This window comes from Micromonospora sp. NPDC049836, from assembly GCF_044465125.1.
Classification (GTDB): domain Bacteria; phylum Actinomycetota; class Actinomycetes; order Mycobacteriales; family Micromonosporaceae; genus Micromonospora.
On sequence record NZ_JBITLH010000001.1, the window covers coordinates 489158 to 513077 of the forward strand.

21 protein-coding genes, 1 tRNA gene and 1 pseudogene are annotated in these 23920 nt (G+C 73.6%); 8 read left to right on the top strand and 15 right to left on the bottom strand.

Going from position 1 to position 23920, the window contains the following annotated elements:
• Positions 1–256 precede the first annotated feature (256 nt).
• The 4 genes and pseudogenes from ACIBPB_RS02230 to ACIBPB_RS02245 all read right to left on the bottom strand — a co-directional run bounded on the left by ACIBPB_RS02230 (position 257) and on the right by ACIBPB_RS02245 (position 3646).
• Complete coding sequence (locus tag ACIBPB_RS02230; RefSeq protein ID WP_357319999.1) at positions 257–1237, bottom strand: ribose-phosphate diphosphokinase; 981 nt, start codon at positions 1235–1237, stop codon at positions 257–259.
• A gap of 52 nt (positions 1238–1289) precedes the next feature.
• A pseudogene (gene glmU / locus ACIBPB_RS02235) lies at positions 1290–2816 on the bottom strand (bifunctional UDP-N-acetylglucosamine diphosphorylase/glucosamine-1-phosphate N-acetyltransferase GlmU).
• A 73-nt stretch (positions 2817–2889) separates the two neighbouring features.
• Positions 2890–2960 (bottom strand) — tRNA-Gln (locus tag ACIBPB_RS02240).
• 59 nt (positions 2961–3019) lie between these two features.
• On the bottom strand, positions 3020–3646 hold the full coding sequence (locus tag ACIBPB_RS02245; RefSeq protein ID WP_396837798.1) for a resolvase: 627 nt from the start codon (positions 3644–3646) through the stop codon (positions 3020–3022).
• Between the two features lie 223 nt (positions 3647–3869).
• Here ACIBPB_RS02245 and ACIBPB_RS02250 point away from each other — a divergent pair, with 223 nt between their 5' ends.
• Together ACIBPB_RS02250 and ACIBPB_RS02255 are read left to right on the top strand one after the other, a co-directional pair.
• Positions 3870–4841, top strand: a complete 972-nt coding sequence (locus ACIBPB_RS02250; protein ID WP_396837799.1) for an acyl-CoA desaturase — start codon at positions 3870–3872, stop codon at positions 4839–4841.
• A 41-nt stretch (positions 4842–4882) separates the two neighbouring features.
• Complete coding sequence (locus ACIBPB_RS02255) at positions 4883–5569, top strand: TetR family transcriptional regulator (RefSeq protein WP_396837800.1); 687 nt, start codon at positions 4883–4885, stop codon at positions 5567–5569.
• 8 nt (positions 5570–5577) lie between these two features.
• On the opposite strand, the gene ACIBPB_RS02260 is transcribed toward ACIBPB_RS02255, so the two are convergent.
• The 6 genes from ACIBPB_RS02260 to ACIBPB_RS02285 form a co-directional block, all read right to left on the bottom strand.
• Complete coding sequence (locus tag ACIBPB_RS02260; RefSeq protein ID WP_396837801.1) at positions 5578–6051, bottom strand: DUF4383 domain-containing protein; 474 nt, start codon at positions 6049–6051, stop codon at positions 5578–5580.
• Positions 6052–6167: 116 nt separating this feature from the next.
• Positions 6168–6623, bottom strand: coding sequence for a DUF4383 domain-containing protein (locus ACIBPB_RS02265; protein ID WP_396837802.1), 456 nt, complete (start codon positions 6621–6623; stop codon positions 6168–6170).
• A gap of 92 nt (positions 6624–6715) precedes the next feature.
• Complete coding sequence (locus tag ACIBPB_RS02270) at positions 6716–8515, bottom strand: ABC-F family ATP-binding cassette domain-containing protein (protein ID WP_396837803.1); 1800 nt, start codon at positions 8513–8515, stop codon at positions 6716–6718.
• Between the two features lie 307 nt (positions 8516–8822).
• Positions 8823–9779, bottom strand: a complete 957-nt coding sequence (locus tag ACIBPB_RS02275) for a 4-(cytidine 5'-diphospho)-2-C-methyl-D-erythritol kinase (RefSeq protein ID WP_396837804.1) — start codon at positions 9777–9779, stop codon at positions 8823–8825.
• Positions 9780–9863: 84 nt separating this feature from the next.
• Entirely contained in the window at positions 9864–10733 is an 870-nt protein-coding gene (gene rsmA, locus ACIBPB_RS02280) for a 16S rRNA (adenine(1518)-N(6)/adenine(1519)-N(6))-dimethyltransferase RsmA (RefSeq protein WP_396837805.1), read from the bottom strand.
• A 13-nt stretch (positions 10734–10746) separates the two neighbouring features.
• Complete coding sequence (locus ACIBPB_RS02285) at positions 10747–11664, bottom strand: TatD family hydrolase (protein WP_396838164.1); 918 nt, start codon at positions 11662–11664, stop codon at positions 10747–10749.
• Positions 11665–11746: 82 nt separating this feature from the next.
• Between ACIBPB_RS02285 and ACIBPB_RS02290 the strand changes: the two genes are divergently transcribed.
• Both ACIBPB_RS02290 and ACIBPB_RS02295 read left to right on the top strand, forming a co-directional pair.
• Entirely contained in the window at positions 11747–12985 is a 1239-nt protein-coding gene (locus ACIBPB_RS02290) for a hypothetical protein (RefSeq protein WP_396837806.1), read from the top strand.
• Between the two features lie 60 nt (positions 12986–13045).
• On the top strand, positions 13046–13897 hold the full coding sequence (locus ACIBPB_RS02295; protein ID WP_396837807.1) for an alpha/beta fold hydrolase: 852 nt from the start codon (positions 13046–13048) through the stop codon (positions 13895–13897).
• Positions 13898–13958: 61 nt separating this feature from the next.
• On the opposite strand, the gene metG is transcribed toward ACIBPB_RS02295, so the two are convergent.
• Entirely contained in the window at positions 13959–15761 is a 1803-nt protein-coding gene (metG, locus tag ACIBPB_RS02300; protein WP_396837808.1) for a methionine--tRNA ligase, read from the bottom strand.
• Between the two features lie 138 nt (positions 15762–15899).
• On the opposite strand from metG, the gene ACIBPB_RS02305 reads away from it, so the two are divergent.
• Positions 15900–16766 (top strand): hypothetical protein, encoded by an 867-nt coding sequence (locus ACIBPB_RS02305; protein WP_396837809.1) that lies wholly within the window; start codon positions 15900–15902, stop codon positions 16764–16766.
• A gap of 63 nt (positions 16767–16829) precedes the next feature.
• Here the strand turns inward: ACIBPB_RS02305 and rsmI are convergent, their stop codons facing one another.
• Positions 16830–17669, bottom strand: coding sequence for a 16S rRNA (cytidine(1402)-2'-O)-methyltransferase (gene rsmI, locus ACIBPB_RS02310; RefSeq protein ID WP_396838165.1), 840 nt, complete (start codon positions 17667–17669; stop codon positions 16830–16832).
• 92 nt (positions 17670–17761) lie between these two features.
• Between rsmI and ACIBPB_RS02315 the strand changes: the two genes are divergently transcribed.
• Positions 17762–19465 (top strand): dolichyl-phosphate-mannose--protein mannosyltransferase, encoded by a 1704-nt coding sequence (locus tag ACIBPB_RS02315; protein WP_396837810.1) that lies wholly within the window; start codon positions 17762–17764, stop codon positions 19463–19465.
• A 514-nt stretch (positions 19466–19979) separates the two neighbouring features.
• On the opposite strand, the gene ACIBPB_RS02320 is transcribed toward ACIBPB_RS02315, so the two are convergent.
• The gene (locus ACIBPB_RS02320; RefSeq protein ID WP_396837811.1) at positions 19980–20249 is read right to left on the bottom strand and encodes a hypothetical protein; all 270 of its coding nucleotides are present in this window, start codon (positions 20247–20249) and stop codon (positions 19980–19982) included.
• Between the two features lie 180 nt (positions 20250–20429).
• On the opposite strand from ACIBPB_RS02320, the gene ACIBPB_RS02325 reads away from it, so the two are divergent.
• On the top strand, positions 20430–21086 hold the full coding sequence (locus ACIBPB_RS02325; RefSeq protein ID WP_396837812.1) for a 4'-phosphopantetheinyl transferase: 657 nt from the start codon (positions 20430–20432) through the stop codon (positions 21084–21086).
• A 73-nt stretch (positions 21087–21159) separates the two neighbouring features.
• On the top strand, positions 21160–22182 hold the full coding sequence (locus tag ACIBPB_RS02330; protein WP_396837813.1) for a hypothetical protein: 1023 nt from the start codon (positions 21160–21162) through the stop codon (positions 22180–22182).
• 93 nt (positions 22183–22275) lie between these two features.
• Here the strand turns inward: ACIBPB_RS02330 and ACIBPB_RS02335 are convergent, their stop codons facing one another.
• Both ACIBPB_RS02335 and ACIBPB_RS02340 read right to left on the bottom strand, forming a co-directional pair.
• Entirely contained in the window at positions 22276–22866 is a 591-nt protein-coding gene (locus tag ACIBPB_RS02335; protein WP_396837814.1) for a class I SAM-dependent methyltransferase, read from the bottom strand.
• 10 nt (positions 22867–22876) lie between these two features.
• The gene (locus ACIBPB_RS02340; RefSeq protein WP_396837815.1) at positions 22877–23896 is read right to left on the bottom strand and encodes an NAD(P)/FAD-dependent oxidoreductase; all 1020 of its coding nucleotides are present in this window, start codon (positions 23894–23896) and stop codon (positions 22877–22879) included.
• Between the last annotated feature and the right edge of the window lie 24 nt (positions 23897–23920).

A 23920-nucleotide genomic window follows, 5' to 3' on the forward strand; every position in this document is an offset into this window, starting at 1 on the left:
TGGCAACCGCACCAGTCTACCCGAGCGATTTCCGGGCCATCCGGCAGTCCCCTTATCACCGCCGGCGACACCTCGCAGCCCAACTTTTCCCCGGCCGGAGCGGTCCTCCCACCGGCCGAGCAGGCCCACGAGCCCGAGCGGTCCCGCGAGCCCGAGCAGGCCCACGAGCCGGCGCGGTCCCGCGAGCCCGAGGAGGCCCGCGAGCCGGCGGAGTCCCGCCGGCGGGTGCGGTGTCCCGCCGGCGGGGTGCCCGAACTCAGCTGAGGCCACCGAAGAGGGTGGTCACCGAGCCGTCGTCGAAGACCTCCCGGATCGCCCGCGCCAGCAGCGGCGCGATCGACAGCACGGTGATCTTGTCCAGCTGCTTCTCCGGCGGCAACGGCAGGGTGTTGGTCACCACCACCTCGGCGATCGGGCTGTTCTTCAGCCGCTCGGTCGCCGGGTCCGACAGCAGCGCGTGCGTCGAGGCCACCACGATCTCCGCCGCCCCGGACTCCTTGAGGATGTCCGCCGCCTTGCTGATCGTGCCGCCCGTGTCGATCATGTCGTCCACGATCAGGCACACCCGGTCCTCGACCTCACCGACCACCCGGTTCGCCACCACCTGGTTCGGCTTGAGCGGATCCCGGGTCTTGTGGATGAAGGCCAGCGGGCAGCCGCCCAGCCGGTCCGTCCACCGCTCGGCCACCCGTACCCGGCCCGAGTCCGGCGCCACCACCGTCATCGGCCGGCCCGCGTACTTGTGCTCCACGTACTCGGCCAGCACGTCCATCGCGAAGAGGTGGTCCACCGGGCCGTCGAAGAAGCCCTGGATCTGCGCGGTGTGCAGGTCCACCGTCAGGATCCGGTTCGCACCCGCCGTCTTCAGCAGGTCGGCCACCAGCCGCGCCGAGATCGGCTCCCGGCCCCGGTGCTTCTTGTCCTGCCGCGAGTACGGATAGAACGGCAGCACCACGGTGATCCGCTTGGCCGATCCCCGCTTCAAAGCGTCGATCATGATCAGGGTCTCCATGACCCAGGTGTTGACCCCGTGCGTCACGGACTGCACCACGAAGGCGTCCGACCCGCGCACCGAGTCCTTGAACCGTACGAAGATCTCGCCGTTGGCGAACTCGTACGAGTCGGAAGGGGTCGGCGCGACGCCGAGCACCTCACCGATTTCCTTGGCCAGCTCCGGAAAACCCCGTCCGGAGAAGAGCATCAGGCTCTTGCGGTTTTCGGCGACGATGCTGCCCATGGGCCCGTCTGCTCCCGTGTGTCGGTGGTTCCCGGCGGCGTGGAGCCGGGGACTATTCGGTTGCAGTATCCCCCGCGCTCACCGCTCCACCCACGGCCTGGCACCGCCCGTGGATTCAGTCACCTTCACTTGCGGCTTCGGGCGAGTCCGACGCATCCTCGCGGGCCCGCTGCGCCGCCTCCGCGGCCGCCGTACCGGCCCGCTTGCGCAGCACCCAGCCCTCCACGTTGCGCTGCTGCCCCCGGGCCACCGCCATCGCCCCCGCCGGCACGTCCGAGATGATCACCGAACCGGCCGCCGTGTACGCGCCGTCGCCCACCCGCACCGGCGCCACGAACATGTTGTCCGCCCCGGTACGCGCGTGACTGCCGATGGTGGTGTGGTGCTTGCGCACCCCGTCGTAGTTGACGAAGACCGTCGCGGCGCCGATGTTGCTGTGCTCGCCGATCGTCGCGTCCCCCACGTACGACAGGTGCGGCACCTTCGAACCCTCGCCGATGGTGGCCTTCTTCGTCTCCACGAAGGTGCCCACCTTGGCCTTGCGGGCCAGCCGCGACTCCGGTCGCAGGTACGCGTACGGCCCCACGCTCGCCTCCGGGCCGACCTCGGCGCCCACCGCGTGGCTGCGCACCACGCTCGCACCCGCGCCGATCGTGGTGTCCACCAGCGTGGTGTCCGGCCCGACCAGTGCCCCCGCGCCGACCACCGTGGCGCCCTGGAGCTGGGTGTTCTGGTCGATCACCGCGTCCCGCTCGACGGTCACCGTCACGTCGATCCAGGTGGTGTGCGGGTCGAGGATGCTCACCCCGCTGCGCATCCAGCCCTCGTTCACCCGGTCGCGCAGCAGTCCGCGCAGCGCGGCCAGCTCGACCCGGTCGTTGCAGCCCAACGTCTCCACGTGGTCCGGGGCGCAGTGCACCGCCACCGGCTCCCCGGCGTCCCGGAGCAGGCCGAAGACGTCGGTCAGGTACTCCTCGCCCTGGTCGTTCTCGGTGGAGAGCTTGCCCAGCGCGTCCCGCAGCCGGGCCACGTCGAACGCGTAGATGCCCGCGTTGATCTCCCGCAGCGCGCGCTGCTCGGGGGTGGCGTCGCGGTCCTCCACGATCTGCGCCAGCCGGCCGGCGCCGTCCCGCACGATCCGGCCCAGGCCGGTCGGGTCCGGCACCTCGGCGGCGAGCACCGTGGCCGCCGCGCCGGCGCCCTCATGCGCCTCCACCAGGGCCGTCACCGTCTCCGGCCGCAGCAACGGCACGTCCCCGTTGATCACCACGACCGTCCCGGTCGCCTCCGGCACCGCGTCCAGCGCGATCCGTACCGCGTGCCCGGTGCCGAGCTGCCGCTCCTGGAGCACCGCGAGGGCCTCGGGCGCCACCTCGGCCAGGTGCCCGCGGACCTGGTCGGCGCCGTGGCCGACCACCACCACCGTGCGGTCCGCGGCCAGCGGCGCGGCCGCGGCCAGCACGTGTCCGAGGAGGGTACGGCCGAGCAGCGGGTGCAGCACCTTGGGCAGGGCCGACTTCATCCGCTTGCCCTCACCGGCGGCGAGCACGACAACGGTGCGGAGGTGGGGCTGGGACACGACGTGGCTCCCGTCGGGACGGCGACAGTCTCGCGGTCATGCTAACCACGCGACCGCGGGCAAAAAGCAGAAGCTCCCGGGAGAGGATTCGAACCCCTATAATCAGGACCAAAACCTGACGTCCTGCCATTAGACGACCCGGGACGGTCGAAAACGGGCAAAAGGGAACCCGTTCGGCGGCTGCCTACACCTTACCGGTCGGGCTACCGATCCTCATCGGTCATTCCCTTCATGATCCCTTCGATCCTCCAGTAGACCCGGCTCGACCCGACCACATGGACGGTCAGGCAACCGCGGTAGTCGGCGCCGGTGTTCTTTCGAGTGGTGAGTGGCCGGTGCCGCTTCAGCGAGGTGCGCTGGAACCCCTCGGAGGGCACGCCGACCTGCTCGGCCCACCAGCGCACCGCCGCCGCCGCGTCGGCGGTCTCGTGGATGCTCACCCGGTAGCGCCGATCGGCCTGCGGCACACCGAGCGCGTCGAGGAAGCGCAGGAAAAGCGTCACGAGCATTGGATCACTGTTGACGAACTTGATCCGGCAGTCGTGCGGACGCCATGGCTTGGCCTTGCCACCCTCGCACCAGTAGATCGCCGCACCGATCAGCACCAACTCGCGGTAGCGCAACTGACGCACCCAGCGCGCCGCTGCCGCGACGGTGTCAGCCCGGGCCCTGTCACGGGCCGCCCGGTGCGCGCTCCACTGGTCGGCCGCGCGGGCCCGCTGACCCGCTCGGCGACGCCGCAGCACCAGCTCCGGGTCGAGTGGCAGGTGCCGGGTCCAGAGGTAGGCGGTCGACTTGGACACCCGCAGAAGCTCCGCGATCTCGCCCACCGGGCACCCCTCCCGTCGCAGCACGATGGCCTTCGCGTACAGCTCCGGCTTGCGCCCACGGTAGGGACGGTGGGCGGTAGCGGGCGGCTCACCTTCTGTCATGACGGCAGGTTAGAACGGGCGTACGACAGGTCCGTCCATTCACGAATGCCGGTGTCCGCTGCGATCTAGCCGGCCACTGGTTACGGTGACGTAGGCGTAGCCCGTACCACTGGGAGGTGCCATGTCGACCACCCTGAGCGGCCCGGAGAGCGGACCGAAGCCGTTGACCCAGGGACACCAGTCCCGGGGGATCCTGATCGCCCTGTGGGCCTTCGTGGCCGTACCGTTCCTCGCCCTGCTCGCCGCCGTGCCGGTGGCCTGGGGCGGCTGGCTGGGCTGGAGCGACCTGCTGATCGCCGGCTTCTGGTACGTGCTCTCCGGGCTCGGCATCACCGTCGGCTACCACCGCTACTTCACCCACGGCTCGTTCCGGGCGAAGCCCTGGCTGCGCGCCGCGCTGGCGGTGGCGGGTTCGTTCGCGGTGCAGGGCGAGATCATCCAGTGGGTGGCGGACCACCGCCGGCACCACGCGTTCTCCGATCAGGAGGGCGACCCGCACTCGCCGTGGCGGTTCGGGGAGAGCATCGGCGGGCTGGCCAGAGGACTGTTCCACGCGCACGTCGGCTGGTTGTTCAACCGGGAGTTGTCGAACCGGGAGCGGTTCGCCCCGGACCTGCTCGCCGATCCGATCACCCGCCGGGTCGACCGGCTCTTCCCGGCGCTGGTGGTGGTGTCGGTGCTCGCGCCGGCGGCGATGGGCGCGCTGGTCACCTGGTCGTGGCAGGGCGCGCTGACCGCGTTCTTCTGGGGCGGGCTGGTCCGGATCGCGCTGCTGCACCACGTCACCTGGTCGATCAACTCGATCTGCCACGTCTACGGGGAGCGGCCGTTCGCGGTGCGGCAGGGCGACCGGGCGGCGAACTTCTGGCCGCTGGCGCTGCTGTCGTTCGGGGAGAGTTGGCACAACCTGCACCACGCGGAGCCGACCAGCGCGCGGCACGGGGTGCTGCGCGGGCAGATCGATCCGTCGGCGCGGGTGATCTGGCTGCTGGAGAAGGCCGGTGCGGCCTGGTCGGTACGGTGGCCGAAACCGGAGCGGATCACGGCGAAGCTGGTGGAGCCGGTGCGGGTGCGGGGCCGGGCCGCGCGGTAACCGGTCGGTCGGCGTCGGTCGGGTTTGGCAGGATGGGCCGGGTGACCGACGTTCCCGGCAATGACGCGCGCTCCGCCCGGCGGCGGGCCGTCCCGGTGGCCAAGCCCCCTGCCCGGGTACGGATGTCCGCGACCCAGCGTCGGGAGCAGCTGATCTCGATCGCCCGGGAGATCTTCGCCGAGCGCGGGTTCGACGCCACGTCGATCGAGGAGGTGGCGGCCCGGGCGAAGGTGTCCAAACCGGTGGTGTACGAGCACTTCGGCGGCAAGGAAGGGCTCTACGCCGTGGTGGTGGACCGGGAGGTCCGTTCGCTGTTGGAGCGGATCACCACGGCGCTGACCGCCGGCCATCCGCGGGAGTTGCTGGAGCAGGCGGCGTTGACCCTGCTGACCTACATCGAGGAGGAGACCAGCGGGTTCCGGGTGCTGGTCCGGGAGTCGCCGTTGATGTCGGCGACGGGCAACTTCAGCAGTGTGTTGAACGACGTGGCGCACCAGGTGGAGCACATCCTGGGCGCGGAGTTCTCCAGCCGGGGCTACGACCCGAAGTTGGCGGAGCTGTACTCGCAGGCGCTGGTGGGCATGGTGGCGTTGACCGGCCGCTGGTGGCTGGAGGTGCGCAAGCCGCGCAAGGAGACGGTGGCGGCGCACCTGGTGAACCTGGCCTGGAACGGGTTGTCGCACCTGGAGGCGAAGCCGGGGCTGATCACGGTACGCAAGCCGGGCTGACCCGCGGGTCAGCGGTGGACCTCCGCGATGGGGTGCTCGCGGCGGCGCCGCTCCTCCTCGGCGTGTTCGTCCGTGCCGACCTTGTCGTAGAGGCCGGTGGCGAGCAGGATCAGGCCGAACAGCAGCGACACGATGACGGTCGCCATCGAGAAGTTGAGGACGTTCACCTGGGTCTGCAGCACGGACATCATGAGGATGCCGGTGACCAGGAAGACGACTCCGGCGGTCAGGTTCATGTAGTGGCCGAGGTTGCCGCGCCGGGACGCGCCGATGATGAGGAAGGCGCCGAAGATCACGGAGACCAGGGAGAAGGCCAGGTTGGTACGGAGCCCGAGGGCGCTGGTGTCCGCCCGGCTGAACAGCCCGTCGCCCCAGGTCTCGGCCACGCCGTACACGCCGAAGACGAGGATGTAGAGGCCGATGAGCCCGGAGAGCACGCGGTAGAGCGGTCGCGCGGGATGGTTCACCGGGAAGTGCGCCATGGGAACCTCCAACGAAGCGAGCGATTCGCCCCGATTGTCCCTCAGCGACGGACCCGCGTCCCCGGAAACGCCGAAGGCCCGGCGGGATGCCGGGCCTACGTCGGTACGGGCGGGAATCAGAGCACGAGCCGAGCCTTCTGCCAGGCCTCGTGCTCGTCGTCGGTGCCGACCTTGCCGTACATGCCGGCCATCAGCAGGACCAGGGCGAGGATCAGGACCACGACGTCGGTCATGATCGAGAAGTTGAAGATGTTGGCGTCGGTGTGCAGGAACGCCAGCTCGGCGAGGCCGAGAGCGATCAGCCCGTACGCCATCCACTGGTTGATCAGCACGTCGAGGTTGCGGCCGATCACGACGCCGAGCAGGATCACGGCCCCGAGCAGGATCGCCAGCAGCGAGAATCCGAGGTTGGTGCCCTGGCCGAGGACCTTGGTGTCGTCCTGGGCGAGCACCTCGTCGCCCGCGCTCGCGATGATGCCGAGCACGCCGAAGACGATGAAGTACAGACCAACGAGCCCGCCGATCGCCCGGTAGACAGGCCGCGCGGGGTGGTTGACGGGGGTGTGCGACATCTCTGCGTCTCCAAGACCGTTCGGGTGAGGGGTCGCCAGCGATTGTCCCGCACGCCGGGCTGTGACGCCGCACACCCCCTCCCGACGGCGGGTCAGTCCGCCGGCAGCTCCTCGGCGAGGGCGAGCCAGGTCTCCTCGGTGCGGTCCCGCTCGGCCCGCACCTCCTTGAGTTGGGCGTCCAACTCGGCGACCTTGGCGTAGTCGGTGGCGTGGGCGGCGAGCTGCTCGTGCAGGGTCGCCTCCCGCTGCTCGAGCTTGGCGATCTGCCGTTCCAGCCGGCTGAGTTCCTTCTTCGCGGTGCGTACCTCGGCGGCGGAGAGACCCTCGCGGACCGGGCCCGGCCCGGCCGGGGTGAGGTCGGCGGGGGCCGGGCCGCGACCGGCGGCGGCCCGGGCCAGGTACTCGTCGACCCCGCCGGGCAGGTGCACCAGCCGGCCGTCGCCGAACATCCCGTACGCGACGTCGGTGACCCGCTCGATCAGGTAGCGGTCGTGGCTGGCCACCACGATGGTGCCCGGCCAGGAGTCGAGCAGGTCCTCCAACGCGGCGAGGGTGTCGGTGTCCAGGTCGTTGGTGGGCTCGTCGAGCAGCAGCACGTTGGGTTCGCCGGCGAGCAGCCGCAGCATCTGCAACCGGCGCCGCTCTCCGCCGGAGAGGTCGCTGACCGGGGTCCAGAGCCGCCGGTCGTCGAAGCCGAAGATCTCGGCGAGCTGGGCGGCGCTGATCTCCCGGTCGCCGAACTGGACCCGCCGGGCCACCTCCTCGACGGCTTCGAGGACCCGCAGGTGGCCGGGGAGTTCGGCGAGCTCCTGGGAGAGGAACGCCGGCCGGACGGTCTGCCCGGTGGTGAAGTGGCCGCCGTCGGGGCGGGTCACCCCGGCGAGCATGCGCAGCAGGGTGGTCTTGCCGGCGCCGTTGCGGCCGAGGATGGCGATCCGGTCGCCGGGGCCGACCTGCCAGGTGAGGCCGCGCAGGATCTCCTTGGGGCCGGCGTGCAGGGTGACCTGCGCCAGGTCGTACACCTGCTTGCCGAGCCGGGCGGTGGCGAGCCGCTGCAACGACATGGTGTCGCGCGGCTCCGGCACGTCGGCGATGAGCGCGTTCGCGGCCTCGATCCGGAACTTCGGCTTCGAGGTGCGGGCCGGTGCGCCCCGGCGCAGCCAGGCGATCTCCTTGCGGAGCAGGTTCTGCCGGCGGGCCTCGGTGGCGGCGGCCACCCGCTGCCGCTCGACCCGGGCCAGCGTCCAGGCGGCGAAGCCGCCCTCGTACGCCCGGACGGTCTGGTCGGCGACCTCCCAGGTGGTGGTGCAGACCGCGTCGAGGAACCACCGGTCGTGGGTGACCACGACGAGCGCGCCCTTCCGGGTGACCAGGTGCCTGGCCAGCCAGTCGACGCCGCCGACGTCGAGGTGGTTGGTGGGCTCGTCGAGGATGAGCAGGTCGGCCTCGCGGACCAGCAGCGCGGCGAGGGCGACCCGGCGGCGCTCGCCGCCGGACATCGGCCCCACGGGCGCTTCCAGGCCCAGGTAGGGCATGCCCAGGCCGTCGAGGATGGCCCGCACGCCGGCGTCGCCGGCCCACTCGTGCTCGGCGCCCATGCTCTCGCCGAGCCACGCGGTGCCGAGCACGACGTCGCGGACGGTGGCCTCGGGCGCCAGCTCCAACGTCTGCGGCAGCCAGGACACCCGCAGGTCGCGGCGGTGGGTGACCCGGCCGTCGTCGGGGTCCTCGAGGCGGGTGAGCAGCCGCAGCAGGGTGGACTTGCCGGCGCCGTTGAGGCCCACCACGCCGACCCGGTCGGCGTCGTCGAGGCCGAGCGAGACGTCGGTGAGCAGCGGCCCGGCGGCGCCGTACCCCTTGGACACCCGGTCCAGGTTGACGATGTTGGCCACTCCCCCACCTTTCATGATCAAGGCGTCCCGGTGCCGGCCGGCACCTCAGGACGCCCATCCCCAAGGGTACGCGGACCAGCCCCCCGCGCCGCCCCACCGCCCCCGCCCCGCCGGGCGCCCCTCCCGACCGGCCGGACGCCCCCGGCCGGCCGAGCCGGACACCCGCCCGGCCGGCAGCGGCCACAGAATGCGGCAGATCGTGGCCTGCTTGCCCCCCGAAGCCCCGGTTTGCCGCAACCCGGGTCGATCACTACGGGGGCCAGGGACGGGAGGGGATGGGAGCCGACCGGGCCGGGCGGCCGGTGGGTCAGATGATGCGGGCGCCGGCGACCGGACCGTGCGCCACCCGGGCCTCCCGGCACACCCCGGCGGCGGCCAGGTCGGCGGCGACCCGGGTCGCGTGCGCCGCGTCGCTGGTCAGGAAGACGCAGGTGGGGCCGGAGCCGGAGACGATGCCGGCGAGCGCGCCGGCCGCCTCGCCCGCCTTCAGCGTGTCGACCAGCGCCGGTCGCATGGCCAGCGCGGCGTCCTGGAGGTCGTTGCCGAGCTGGGCGGCGAGCACCCGCGGGTCGCGCTGGCGCAGCGCGGCGAGCAGCCCGTCGGTGCTGCCCAGCGGCGCGCCGGCGGTGCCCGCGTCACGCAGCCGGTCCAGCTCCCGGTAGGCGGCCGGGGTGGACAGCCCGCCGTCGGCGACGGCCACCACCCAGTGCCAGGAGGTGGGGCGGGCCAGCACCGGGCTGACCGCCTCGCCGCGGCCGGTGCCGAGCGCGGTGCCGCCGTGGATCAGGAACGGCACGTCCGAACCCAGGTCGGCGGCGATGCCGGCCAGCTCGTCCCGGGACAGGCCGGTGCCCCAGAGCGCGTCGCAGGCCACCAGGGCGGCGGCCGCGTCGGCGCTACCCCCGGCCAGCCCGCCGGCGAGGGGGATCTGCTTGCGCAGGTGCAGCCGGGCGTGCGGCAGCACGCCCGCGTACCCGGCGAGGGCGTGCGCGGCCCGGATCGCCAGGTTGGTGTCGTCCAGCGCCAGCTCACCGGCGCCCTCGCCCTCCATGGTGAGGGTGAGCGTGTCGCCCCGGCGGGCGGTCAGCTCGTCGTAGATGGAGATCGCGTGGTAGACGGTGTTCAGCTCGTGGTAGCCGTCGCGGCGCAGCGGCCCCACCCCGAGGTGCAGGTTGACCTTGGCGGGCACCCGGACCTTGACCGGCCCGCTGGCACCCCGCCGCCGCAGTTCCTCCTCGTCGTCCGGTCGCCAGGCCTCGGTCACCGGAGGGTGTCCCGGGGGCGCAGGCGGATGTCGAACGGCTTCTCCACGGTGGGCTCCTCGGCGGGGTGGGGGGACACGCCCAGCCTACTGGGCGGCGGCGGGCACGGTCGGGGCCGACGCGGCGATCGCGGCGAACTGCTCCACGGTGAGTGCCTCCCCGCGCGCGCCGGGTTCCACGCCGGCGGCGGTGAGCACCGCGGCGGCCCGGTCGGCGCCGCCGGCCCAGCCGGCCAGGGCGGCGCGCAGGGTCTTGCGGCGCTGCGCGAACGCCGCGTCGACCACCGCGAAGACGGCCTCCCGGGGTACGTCGGGGCGGGGCGGCTCGCGCCGGGTGAACGCGACCAGCCCGGAGTCGACGTTCGGCACCGGCCAGAAGACGTTCGGCGGGACCTTGCCGGCCGCCCGGGAGCGGGCGTACCAGGCGAGCTTGACCGACGGGATGCCGTACACCTTGGAGCCGGGACCGGCGACGAGCCGGTCGGCGACCTCCTTCTGCACCATCACCAGGCCGTGCCGCAGGGTGGGCAGCTCGGCGAGCAGGTGCAGCACCACAGGCACGGCCACGTTGTACGGCAGGTTCGCCACCAGCGCGGTGGGTGCCGGATCGGCCAGCTCGGCGGCGGTGATCCGCAGCGCGTCGCCGGGGTGCACGGTGAGCCGGGCGGCGTCCGGACCGGCGAACCGGGCGGCGGTCTCCGGCAGCGCGGCGGCCAGCGCCGGGTCCAGCTCCACGGCGTGCACGTGCGCCGCCACCGGGAGCAGGGCCAGGGTGAGCGAGCCGAGCCCGGGGCCGACCTCCAGGGCCACGTCGTCGGGGGCCAGCCCGGCGGTGGTGACGATCCGGCGGACGGTGTTCGGGTCGTGCACGAAGTTCTGGCCGAGCTTCTTGGTCGGGGTCACGCCGAGCCGCGCGGCGAGTTCCCGGATCTCCGCCGGGCCGAGGAGACCGGTCACGCCGGGCATCCTTTCACCACGGGCCGAAGGCGCGTTCGCCGGTCGCGGAGATGGCGGCGCAGAGCTGGTCGAGGTCGGTCCCGGTGGTCTCGGCGAGGAACCGCACGGTCAGCGGGATCAGGTACGACGCGTTGGGCCGGCCCCGGTGCGGCATCGGGGTCAGGTACGGCGCGTCGGTCTCCACCAGCAGCTGCCCGGGCGGGGTGACGGTGGCGGCCGCGCGGAGCGCGGCGGCGCTGCCGAAGGTGACCGTGCCGGCGTAGCTGAGCAGGTAGCCGCGGCGGACGCACTCCCGGGCGAAGTCGGCGTCGCCGGAGAAACAGTGCAGCACCACGGTGTCCGGGGCGCCCTCGTCGTCGAGGACGCGCAGCACGTCGGCGTGTGCGTCGCGGTCGTGGATGACCAGCGCCTTGCCGTACCGCTTGGCGATCGCGATGTGCGCCCGGAAGCTCTCCTCCTGCGCGGCCCGCCCCTCGTCGCCGGTGCGGAAGAAGTCCATCCCGGTCTCGCCGATGCCGCGTACCCGGTCGCGGCCGGCCAGGGTTTCGATCTGCCGCAGCGCCTCGTCCAGGTCGGCGAGGCGGGGCGCCTCGTTGGGGTGCAGCGCCACGGTGGCGAGCACCGCGCCGTAGCGCTCGGCGACGTCGGCGCCCCACCGGGACGACTCGACGTCCACGCCGACCTGCACCAGCCGGTCCACGCCGACGCCGGCGGCGACCGCGACGGCGGCGGCGACCGGGTCCTCGGCGGGACCGCTCGGGCCGCCCGGCGCCCCGCCGGGTACGCCGTAGTCGCTGACCGTGATGTCGAGGTGGGTGTGGCTGTCCAGCACGGGCACGGGCAGCGCCTCCGGGGCGGGCGGGAACTCCCCGGCCCGGCGGGCGGCCCGCTGCTTGCGGGTCTCGGTCTGCTCAGTCATCGCGGCCAGCATCACACACCGGCGCCGGGCGGCGTTCCCGGACCGCCACCGGCTGTTCACGTGGCCAACATCTGCCGCGCATAGCGTCCGCCGGGTGACCGTCACCCCTCAGACCAGCGGGGCCGCCCCCGAGCGGACCGGGCTGCACGTGACGTACGAGGGCCGGGTGCTCCCCGCCGAGGAGCTGGCCCGGGGTGCCGCCTACGAGGTGTTCAGCGCCGACGAGCTGCCCGGTTTCGAGTTCGTGCCCCGGCCGGGGGCCGGTTACCCGTGGCGCCGGTTCGTGCACGTGACCGAGGTGGGCGCGGTGCACGGGGCGGCCGAACCGACCGAGGAGGCGGATCCGCCGCTGCTGATGCCGGCGCACCGCGAGCACGGCTGGGCGTACCTGCACCAGCTCAGCCAGGCGCCGGCGGCGGCCGGGGATCCGACGCTGGCCGCGGTGCGCGCGTCGGCGGTCATCCGGCCCGGCACCCGGATGGTGAAGGTGCTCTCCGCCCGCCAGCTCGCCGGGTACGTGCGGGGCTGGTTGCCGCACGGCTTCTGCTACCGGGAGCACGACGTGGCGCACCTGCGTACCCCGGGCGGGCTGGCGGTGCTGCGCGGTGACGGCGAGGGCGGCGACGTGGCGTACGCGCTGCGCTGGCGGGCCGCCGACCCGGCCGACTACGACGCGCCGGTCGGCCCGGCGCACCAGGGCCTGACCGTGCTGCCGCCCCGGGACCGGCTGGGTCCGCCGGTGCTGGGCACCGGTTTCGTGCCGAGCAACGCCCAGCTCATCCCGGAGTTCGTCACCCGGGACTTCGCCGACCTGCCGATGCCGGCGAACGCCACCCTGCTCGCCTACCCGGCGGAGGGGGTGGAGGTGGTGCTCTACACCTACCAGGCCGAGCAGCGCGGCTGGCTGCGCATGGTGGGGCCGCAGTGGCGGCACCTGCTCGCCGCGGTGCCCGGCCTCTCCCCCGACCAGGAGTACGTGCCGACCGGCGACGCGCCCCGCTCCACCCAGCTCGTCGGCGGGTACGCCGGCGGCGAGTACGAGGCGGTGGCGGACCTGCCGGGCGGGTTCCGGGTGCTGGCGATGACCCGGGCGGCCCGTTACCCGGTGGAGTCGGCGGCCCGGCGGCTGCGGTACGCCGCCTGGCGCGGGGTGCCCTGCCTGGTGCTGCGGGAGGAGGCGGGTTGGCTGCGGCTGCGGCTGTGCCGCCCGGATCCGGACGCGGTGACCGCGACCGGGGCGCAGTGCCACGAGCGGGGCGTCTACGAGACCTGGGCGCCGGGCGCCGAGGTGACCGACGACCGGGTGGTGGACCTGCCGTACCGGACGGCATAACCGGGGTCCTCCCGGGAAAGCGCGGGCGTCAACGACGCACCCAGGGGGAGAGAACCGGACATGCCTTTCGTTACCGTCGGTACGGAGAACTCCGCGCCCATCGACCTGTACTACGAGGATCACGGCTCCGGGCAGCCGATCGTCCTGATCCACGGTTTCCCGTTCAACGGGGCGACCTGGGAGAAGATGGCCAATCCGCTGCTCGCCGCCGGCTACCGGGTGATCACGTACGACCGGCGCGGTTTCGGCAACTCCGCCCAGCCGGCGTTCGGCTACGACTACAACACCTTCGCGGCCGACCTCGACGTGCTGATGACCGAGTTGGATCTGCGCAACGCGATCCTGATCGGGCACTCGATGGGCACCGGCGAGGTGACCCGCTACCTGGGCGCGTACGGGTCGGACCGGGTGGACCGGGCGGTGCTCATGGCCCCGTTGGCGCCGTACCTGCTGAAGACCCAGGACAACCCGGAAGGGGTCGACAAGAGCCTCTTCGAGGGGTTCAAGGCGGCCATCATCCAGGACCGGTTCGCCTACCTGACCCAGTTCTGCGACGCGTTCTTCAACTACAGCGAGAACAAGGGCAGGTGGGTCAGCGAGGAGGCGTACCGGGCGCACTGGGACATCGGCGCGCGGGCGTCGGCGAAGGCCACGCACGACTCGGTCGACGCCTGGCTGACGGATTTCCGGGGCGACCTGCCGAACATCACCATCCCGGTGCTGATCATCCAGGGCGACAAGGACAACGTGCTGCCGTACCCGGCCACCGGCGGGCGGTTGCAGCACATGCTCTCCGACTGCCGGATGGTCACCCTCAAGGGGGCGCCGCACGGCACCCCGTGGACCCATCCCACCGAGGTGAACCAGGCGATCATGCAGTTCATCGGCGCGCCGCAGATGGCCCACGCCTGAGCCACACCGACGACGACGGCCCCGGGAGGATGCCCCGGGGCCGTGCCGTCCGTCGGGCCGGTCAGTCGGCCAGCCGGGCCAGTTCCTCGTCGACGATGGACGAGTCGAGCTTGCGGAACACCGGCTTCGGCGCCGCGAGCGGCCGGCCCGCCTCCAGGGGTACGGACTCCCAGCGCGCACCGACCGTGTAGTCGCCGGTCAGCACCGGGTACGCCGGCCCGCCGTCGAGGTCCTCGACCTCCTCGATGACCGGCATGGGTGCGTGCACCCCGGTGCCGCCGAGCAGCTCGTGGATCTTCTGCGCGGAGTGCGGCAGGAACGGGGTGAGCAGCGTGTTGGCGTCGCTGACCACCTGGAGGGCGACGTGCAGGATGGTGCCCATCCGGGGCTTGTCGGCGGCGTCCTTGAGCTTCCAGGGCGCCTGCTCGGAGAGGTACTTGTTGGCCTCCGCGACGACCTTCATGGCCTCGCCGATGGCCTGCTTCTGCCGGTGCCGGGCGATCAGGTCGCCGACGGTGGCGAAGCCGGCCCGGGCGGTGGCGAGCAGCGCCTCGTCGGCCTCGGTGAGCCCGGCCGGGTCGACCGGCGGGATCTCGCCGAAGTTCTTCGCCGCCATCGAGATGGACCGGTTGACCAGGTTGCCCCAGCCGGCGACCAGTTCGTCGTTGTTGCGGCGGAGGAACTCGGCCCAGGTGAAATCGGTGTCGTTGCTCTCCGGCCCGGCCACCGCGATGAAGTAGCGCAGCGCGTCGGCGTCGTACCGCTCGAGGAAGTCGCGGACGTAGATGACCACCTTGCGGGAGGAGGAGAACTTCCGGCCCTCCATGGTCAGGTATTCGCTGGACACCACCTCGGTGGGCAGGTTGAGCCGGCCGAGGCGGCCCGGCTCGCCGTCCCGGGAGCCGTCGCCGGAGTAGCCGCCGAGCAGCGCCGGCCAGATGACCGAGTGGAAGACGATGTTGTCCTTGCCCATGAAGTAGTAGCCGCGGGCCTCCTTGCCCTCGCCGTCGGCGGACCACCACTTCCGCCACGCCTCGGGGTCGCCGGCGCGGCGGGCCCATTCGATGGAGGCGGACAGGTAGCCGATGACGGCGTCGAACCAGACGTAGATCCGCTTGTCCGGGCGGTCACGCCAGCCGTCCAGCGGGATCGGCACACCCCACTCCAGATCCCGGGTGATGGCCCGGGGCTGGAGGTCGTCGAGCAGGTTGCGGGAGAACCGGAGCACGTTGGGCCGCCACCCCTCCCGGGTGTCCAGCCACTGCCGCAGCGCGTCGGCCAGGGCGGGCAGGTCCAGGAAGAAGTGCTCGGTCTCGACGAACTCCGGCGTCTCGCCGTTGATCTTCGACTTGGGGTTGATCAGGTCGACCGGGTCGAGCTGGTTGCCGCAGTTGTCGCACTGGTCGCCGCGGGCGCTGTCGTAGCCGCAGATCGGGCAGGTGCCCTCGATGTAGCGGTCGGGCAGGGTCCGGCCGGTGGACGGGGAGATCGCCCCGGTGGTGACCTTGGGGACGATGTAGCCGTTGCGGTACAACCCCTCGAACAGCTCCTGCACCACGGCGTAGTGGTTGCGGGTGGTGGTCCGGGTGAACAGGTCGTACGACAGGCCCAGCGCCCGCAGGTCCTCGGCGATCACCCGGTTGTACCGGTCGGCCAGCTCGCGCGGGCTGACCCCCTCGGCGTCGGCCTGCACCTGGATGGGGGTGCCGTGCTCGTCGGTGCCGGAGACCATGAGCACGTTGTGACCGGCCATCCGCATGTACCGGGCGAAGACGTCGGAGGGAACGCCGAATCCGGATACGTGGCCGATGTGGCGCGGGCCGTTGGCGTAGGGCCAGGCGACCGCGGCGAGAACGTGACTCATGAGCGTAGAGCCTAGTGATTGTCGCGGGCGACCTGCGAACCAATAGGGCGCGTTCCACCACCGGACCCGGACAGCCCGCCCGATTTGTCGCCGACACGCGGCCTGAGCTGCCCGGCCGGCCCGGCGTACCGGTGTGAAATGAACGGCGTGACCAGCAGACGAGCGGCACCGGGGCCGGAGGAGGCCACCGCCGCGGCGGTGACCGGCGACGCCGGCCGGCCGGCGGCGCGGGGCGGGAACGTCGCCCCGCAGCCCCGGCTCGACCCGGCCGACCCGCCGGTCGAGGTGGAGCCGACCACCGGCGCTCCGGTGGACGCGGTGCCGCGTCGGGTGCCGCTGCGGCAGCCGCGCTGGCACCGGCGCCAGGCCACCGGCACCACCCCGGACGGCGACGGCGGGGTGTTCTGGGCGCCGATCGAGGAGGTGCACTGGGACGGCACGCCACTGCGCCTGGAGCCCCGTCCCCCGGCCACCCGCCTGGCGGCCCGGCGGGCGCGCACCCGGTCGGGCCATCCGCCGGCCCCGTCGACCGGGCTGGCGGCGCTGGTCACGCTGAGCCTGCTGGCGGCGTTCTTCGCCTGGGTGAGCGCGGGGCCGTTCTGGCTGGCGGCGGGGCACGCGACGGCCGGCACGGTGGTGATCACGGACTGTTCCGGCGGCGGCCTGACCCAGCGCTGCCGGGGCATCTTCCTGGCCGAGGCCGACCGGTTCGTGGCCCACGGGGTACGGGTCAGCGGGGTGCCGGCCGAGCGCGGCGCCACCGGCAGCGTGCTGCCGGCCCGGATGACCGGGCCGGACGGCGGCACCGCGTACGCGGACACCGGCGCCGGCCGGCACCTGCGCTGGCTGCTCGGGCTGCTGCTGGTGCTGGCCTGCGCCGCGGGGATCGCCCGGTGGACCGGGGCGACCCGGCTGCCGGACCGCCGGCAGCGCCGCTGGGCGGTGGGGGCGGCCCTGGCCGGGCCGGTGCTGATGACGGTGGGCTTCCTGGCCGCCGCCTGGTGACCCGGCGCGCCGGTCGGGCCGGGCCCGTTCCGGTCCGGCGGGCGTTGACCGGGGCCGCTGCGGTCACTCGTGCACGACCGCGTAGACCTCACGGCGGCGCAGCCCGTACTCGGTGGCGACCTCGGTGATCGCGTCCCGCCGGGACAGCCCGGCGGCCTCCCGCGCGGCCACCGCGGCGCGCAGCGTGTCGTCGTCCGGCCGGGCCGCGGCGGCCGCCGGCGCACCCGCCACGACCAGGGTGATCTCGCCGCGCGGCTCGCCCTCGGCGGCCCACTCGGCCAGCTCACCGAGCGGCCGGCGGACCACCTCCTCGTAGGTCTTGGTCAGCTCCCGGCAGAGCGCGGCCGGCCGGTCCGGGCCGAACGCGGCGGCCAGGTCGGCGAGCGCGCCGGTGATCCGGTGCGGCGCCTCGAAGAGGACCAGGGTGCGTTCCTCGGCGGCCAGGGCGCGCAGCCGGGACCGGCGGCCGCCGGGGCTGCGGGGCAGGAAGCCCTCGAAGCAGAACCGGTCGCAGGGCAGGCCGGACAGCGCCAGCGCGGTGGTCACGGCGCTGGGACCGGGGGCCGCGGTGACCGGGACGCCGGCGTCGATGGCGGCCCGGACCAGCCGGTATCCCGGGTCGGAGACGCTGGGCATGCCGCCGTCGGTGACCAGCGCGACGGTGTAGCCGGCGGCCAGCACCTCGACCAGCTCCGGGGTCCGCCGCTCCTCGTTGCCCTCGAAGTAGGAGACGATCCGCCCGGGCACGGTGACGCCGAGGTCGCGGGCCAGCCGGGTGAGCCGGCGGGTGTCCTCGGCGGCGACCACGTCGGCGGCGCCGAGCACGTCGCGGAACCGGCTGGAGGCGTCGGCCGGGTTGCCCAGCGGCGCGCCGAGCAGCACCAGGCGGCCAACCTCGGACATTTCACCCACGACGTGCGCTCCTTCATCGACGGTCGTACCAATCTCGGAGACGACGGGCGCCACCGGGCACCTTCGCAGCCTACGATCGCCGGGTGACGAGTGCGTCGACAGCACAGAGCGCGAGCGCGGGTGGATCCGCCGCCGGGCGGACGAACGACGGACCGGCCGCCGGGCCGTCCCCAGCCGGCGGTGGAGGCGGGGTGCCGGCCGCCGTCCGGCGCCGGCTCGGCACCGTCGACGCCCGCCTCGACGGCTACTCCTGGCTGGCCACCGGCGTCGTGGTGGCGATCGCGGCGATCCTGCGCTTCGTCGGGCTGAGCAGCCCGCCCGGCAAGATCTTCGACGAGACCTACTACGCCAAGGACGCCTACGGGCTGATCAGCCGGGGCGTCGAGTGGAACTACAAGGACAACGGCCCGTCGTACGTGGTGCACCCGCCGCTGGGCAAGTGGCTGATCGGGCTCGGCGAGTGGGCCTTCGGCTACCAGGACGCGGAGACGAACATCTCGGTGCCGGGGCACCTGGTCACCACCGCCCCGGAGTTCGGCTGGCGGTTCGCGGCGGCCGTCGCCGGCACCCTGTCGGTGCTGATGCTGGTGCGGATCGGCCGGCGGATGTTCGGTTCCACGGCGCTCGGCTGCGCGGCGGGCCTGCTGCTCGCCCTGGACGGCTACCACCTGGTGCTCTCCCGGGCCGCCCTGCTCGACATCTTCCTGCTGTTGTTCGTGCTGGCCGCGTTCGGCGCGCTGGTGCTGGACCGGGACGCCCGGCGGCGGCGCTGGGCGCGGGCGCTGGACGCCGGGCTCGACCCGTCGGTGCCGGGGCGGGCCGGCCGGCCGCCGTCGACCTGGCGGGACTGGCCGTGGTGGCGGCTGGCCGCGGGCGTGCTGCTCGGCTGCGCCGGCTCGGTGAAGTGGAGTGCCCTCTACTTCGTGCCCGCCTTCGCGCTGCTGGTGATCCTCTGGGAGGTCGGTGTCCGCCGGTCGGCCGGCGTCCGCCGCCCGTGGCGGGACGCGCTGCTCGACGAGTTGCCCTGGCTGCTGCTGGCCGGCGTGCTGATGCTCGGCACCTACCTGGCCACCTGGTCCGGCTGGCTGCTCAGCGACGACGGCTACTACCGGCTGGCCAGCCGCTACCCGAACACCCCCGGGCTCAGCGACACCCCGGTGGTCGGGGCGCTGATCAACCTGTGGGAATACCACAAGGCGGCGTACGGCTTCCACGCCCAGCTCGACGACCCACACAAGTACCAGTCGTGGCCCTGGCAGTGGCTGCTGCTCGGCCGGCCGGTGGCCTTCTACTGGTCCGGTGACGGCAACTGCGGCGCGGCGCAATGCGCCTCGGAGGTGCTGCTGCTGGGCACCCCGCTGCTGTGGTGGTCGTTCCTGCCGGCGCTGGTGGCGACGGCCTGGCTGGGCCTGGCCCGACGGGACTGGCGGGCCGGCGCGATCCTGCTCACCGTGGCCGCCGGCATGCTGCCCTGGTTCTGGTTCGCCCTGGACGGCCGGACGATGTTCTCCTTCTACCTGGCGCCCGCGGTGCCGTTCCTGGTGCTGGCGGTGGTCTACGTGCTCGGCGCGATCGTGTCGCCGGCGCCGGTCGGCGGCCCCGTCGGCGCACCGCCGCCAACCGAGCAGGACGTCTCCGACCGCCGGCTGGTCGGCGGGATCATCGCGGGCGCGTACGTGCTGCTGGTGGCCCTCTGTTTCGCCTACTTCTATCCGATCTTCGTGGGCCGGCTGCTCACCTACGCGGAGTGGTCCGCGCGGATGTGGCTGGACGGCCGCTGGATCTGACGCCCGGTACGCCCGCTCACCCGCGGCCCGGCGGACCTCCGCCGGGCCGCGGCCGTGGTGGCGACCTGCCCGACCAGGATGTCCCGGCGACGCGCCGCGCCGCGGCGCGGGCGGGCTCCCGGGGGCGGCGCGGCGGATCGCACAGGGCGGGCGCGGCGGGAGGGCGGCGCGGCCGGTCCCGGAGGACGGGGCGCGGCGGGTGGGCGGCGCGGCGGGATGCCGGACGGGCGCACAAACCGGACGGGCGCACAAAGAAGCGCGCCCCGATCGCCTGCCACGGGGGAAGCGGGCGATTGGGGCGCGCATGAAGAGCTTAACCACACTCCCGCACTCGCACAACGGGTGACCGCGGGTCAAGTTTCCGACGATGACCACCAGGGCCGATCCGGTCCCCGGCGGGCGACCGGCCGTCCGTCCCGCCAACCGAGGTTGACGGGTTCCGGACGGCGTCCCGGCCCGCGCCGGAACCTCCGTTGTCCGTCCGCAATCGGGGCGCGGCGGGCCCGGCGGCGGGTCACTGGGTACGCGGGATGCGCGGCACCCAGCCGATGAACCGGTCCTGAAGGGACCGGGTGTGCCGGGCGGGCAGGTCCTGGCTGGCGGCGGCCAGACAGGAGCCGAGATAGATGCTCAACGAGGCGCGATCGGCCTGGTACTCACTCAGCAGCCGGCTGCGTTTGGTGTCGCAGGGCCACTCGTCGCCGCAGGAGGCGCAGTTCCAGTCGGGTGTCACCGGGACGTGCTCGTCCGGTCCTGGTCCCGACGCCTTCGCACCAGGCGTCATCGGCCATTCCTCTCGTCAGTGGACTTCTCGCATGTGGACGATCCCCCCGGTCGCCCCAACAGCGCTCCGCCACGCTCCGCCGTTACATCACTCCGGTACGTTCACCTGCCATGGTCACGCCGCAGCACCGTCCCCGCCCGGGACCCGCCGGCCCGCCCCGACGACCCCCGGGTGCGAGCCGTGCGTGACCTCCTGCCCTCGGCGGTCGCGGTGGCCGTGGCCGGTCCCGGCGACTGGTCGGGCGCGCTGCTCCCCGCCGAGCGGGCGTGCCTCGGCGACCGCGCGGTGCCGGGCCGGCGCCGGGACTTCACCGCCGGCCGGGTCTGCGCCCGCCGCGCGCTGGCCGGGCTCGGGTTGCCGGCCGCGCCGGTCGTGGCGGCGCCCGACCGGTCGCCGGTCTGGCCGCCCGGGGTGGTCGGCACCATCACGCACACCACCGGCTACTGCGCGGCGGCCGCCGCGCACGCCACGCAGGTGCGCTCCGTCGGGATGGACGCGGAACGCCGCCAGGACCTCAGCCCGGGGGTACGCCGCCGGGTCTGCCTGCCCGACGAGGAGGACGCCCTGGCCCGGCTGCCCGCCGGTGCGCCCTGGCCGACCGTGCTGTTCAGCGTCAAGGAGACCGTCTACAAGGTCTGGTACCCGGTGGTCGGTACCTGGCTGGACTTCGCCGACGCCCGGGTGACGCTCGACCCGGCGGCCGGCACGTTCACCGCGCTGATCGCGCCCGCCCGGGTCGCCGCGGCACCGGTGACCGATCCGCCGGTGTCGATCGCCGGACGGTTCGTCATCGACGCCGATCTGGTGCGTACCGCCGCCGTTCTGGTACCCCGATGAGGTCCGCGCGGTCGGCTTGCCCCCGGCTTGTACCGTCGTCCCGACTGAATCTTCGAAGGTGCCAAGGAGTACGGTGAGCCACCCTCAGCCTCCGTTCGGATCGCAGGACCCGAACCAGCAGCCCCAGGAACCGCCCACCCAGCCGTTCCCCACCGCACCGATGCCGCCGGTGCCGAACAATCCGTACGCGCCGCCGCCCAGCTCGGGAGCCCCGTACCCGGCACAGCAGCCGAACGACCCGTTCGCCCCGCTGCCCCCCACCTCCGGCGCGCCGTACCCGCCGCCCCAGCCGGGCGCCTACCCGCCGCCGCCCACCTCCGGGGCGCCGTACCCGCCGCCGGGGCAGTACCCGCCCCCCGGTGAGGCGTACCCGCCGCCCGGGCAGTACCCGTCGGCGCCCGGTGAGGCCTACCCGCCGGCCGGCGGTCCGTACCCGCCCGCCCCGGGCCAGCCGTTCGGCGGGCCGGTGCCGGTGAAGAAGTCCAACAAGGGCCTCTGGATCGGCCTCGGCGTCGGCGCGCTGGTCCTGCTGCTGCTCTGCTGCGGTGGCGGCATCTTCGCCCTCTACAGCGGAGCGAAGAAGACCCAGGACGCGATCGAGAACCTGCCCACCCCGGGGATCACCAGCGGCCCGTTCGACGACACCCCGGCGCCGAGCGCCTCGCAGCCCACCCCGGACGCCGGCAAGACCGACGGCGAGACCTTCAACATGAAGCCCGGCGACACGCTGATCATCAACGACGACGACGGCACCGTCCGGATCACCCTGAGCAACTTCCGCACCAAGACCGGCTCCTGCCAGGAGTTCATGCCCGGGCCGAAGAAGGGCATGTACCTGATCGCCGACGTGACCGCCGAGGTCACCAAGGGCACCGGTTCGATCAACCCGTTCTACTTCCGCTGGAAGGGCGCGGACGGCAGCGACGAGAGCGGCATCTCCGGTGCCTTCTCCGGCTGCGGCAAGCTGCTCAGCGCCGGCAACAACCTGCCGAGCGGCACCAAGCGCACCGGCCAGCTCGTGCTGGACGTGAAGGACAAGAACGGCGTGATCGAGTACCAGCACAAGTTCCGGCCCGCCGGGTCCTGGAAGCCCTGACCCGCGCCGAACCGGACGGACACCGACCGTCCCACGTGCCCCGCAGGGGCTGTCCCCACCCGGGGACGGCCCCTGCGCCGTCCGCCAGCCCGCTCAGGACCGGCGGCGGGCCCGCAGGACGGCGTCCCGCAGCACGGTCTCGTGGCCGTCGTGCCGGACCGGCCGGACCCGCACCTCGGCGACGAGCACGTCCCACTCGGTCGCGTCGACGCCGGCCGCGAGCTGCTCCGCCGTGACGTGCGACCGCGGCGCGTGCGGCGAGGACTCCCCCGGCGCGTGCCCGACGATCAGCAGCGTGCCGCCCGGGGCGACGCCCGCCGCCAGCCGGTCGACCAGTTCCTCCGGCGGCCCCGCCGGGTGCACGTACTGGGCGCTGACCAGGTCGAAGTGCCGCTCCGCCGGCGCCCAGGAGGTCAGGTCGGCCCGCACCCAGTCGACCCGGCCGGTGTGCTCCCGCCGGCTCGCCCGGTCCAGCGCGGTCGGGGAGATGTCCACCGCGGTGACCTGCCAGCCCCGCTCGGCGAGCCAGCGCGCGTCGGCGCCCTCGCCGCAGCCGGCGTCCAGGGCCGTACCGGGCGGCAGGTCGGTCACCTCGGCCACCAGCTGCGGGTTCGGCCCGTGCCCGGACCCGTCCGCGTGCCGGTACCGCTCCTCCCAGTACGCCGCGCCGAACTCCTCGGACACGCTCATCTCCTCACAGTCCGTGGCGACGGTCGCCCGTCACCAGCTCGCTCACCCGCGTCTCGGCCGCGGGCGAGAAGGGCTCCCGCCGGGCGGCCACCGCCTGGCGGGTCTCCTCGTTGACCAGGTCCCCGTTGATCTGCGCGGCGGCCCAGGCGCCCGCCGCCGCGGCGGCGCCGACCTGGGCGGTCGGGTCGGTGACGTTGCCCGCCACCCACACCCCCGGCACCTCGGTACGGCCGCCCGCGTCGGCCGGGACGTGCCCGCCCATCCCCGACGGATGCTCCACGGCACGCAGGCCCAGCGGGGCCAGGAAGTCGGCACGTACCACCATCCGGGCCGCGACGGCCAGCGCCTCCCGGTGCACCAGGGTGCCGTCGGAGAGGCGTACCCCGATCAGGCGGTCCTCGACGACCGCCAGCGACGCCACCTCGCCGGGCACCACCCGGACACCCCGGGCGGCGAGCTGCTCGGCCTGCTCCGCGCCGAGCGGCGGCGCGGTGTGGGCGAAGTACGTGACGTCGTCGCTCCACTGCCGGAACAGCAGCGTCTGGTGCACCGACATCGGCCCGGTGGCCAGCACCCCGATCGCCCGGTCCCGGATCTCCCACCCGTGGCAGTACGGGCAGTGCAGCACGTCCCGGCCCCAGCGCTCGCGCAGCCCGGCCACGTCCGGCAGCTCGTCCACCAGCCCGGTGGTCACCAGCAGCCGGCGGGCCCGGGTGCGCCGGCCGTCGGCCAGGGTCACCAGGAACCCGTCGCCGTCCCGGCGCACCTCGGCCACCTGGCCCGACGCCACCTGGCCGCCGTACCCCCGGACCTCCGCCCGGCCGCGCGCCAGCAGCTCGGCCGGCGGCATTCCCTCGCGGGCCAGCAGCCCGTGCACCCCCTCGGCCGGGGCGTTGCGTGGCGCGCCCGCGTCGATCACCACCACCGACCGCCGGGCCCGCGCCAGCATGAGCGCCCCGCTCAGGCCGGCGGCGCCGCCACCGATCACCACCACGTCGTACCCGTCTCTGATCTGCTCGGTCACGGTGACCACCTCCCGGGGCCAACC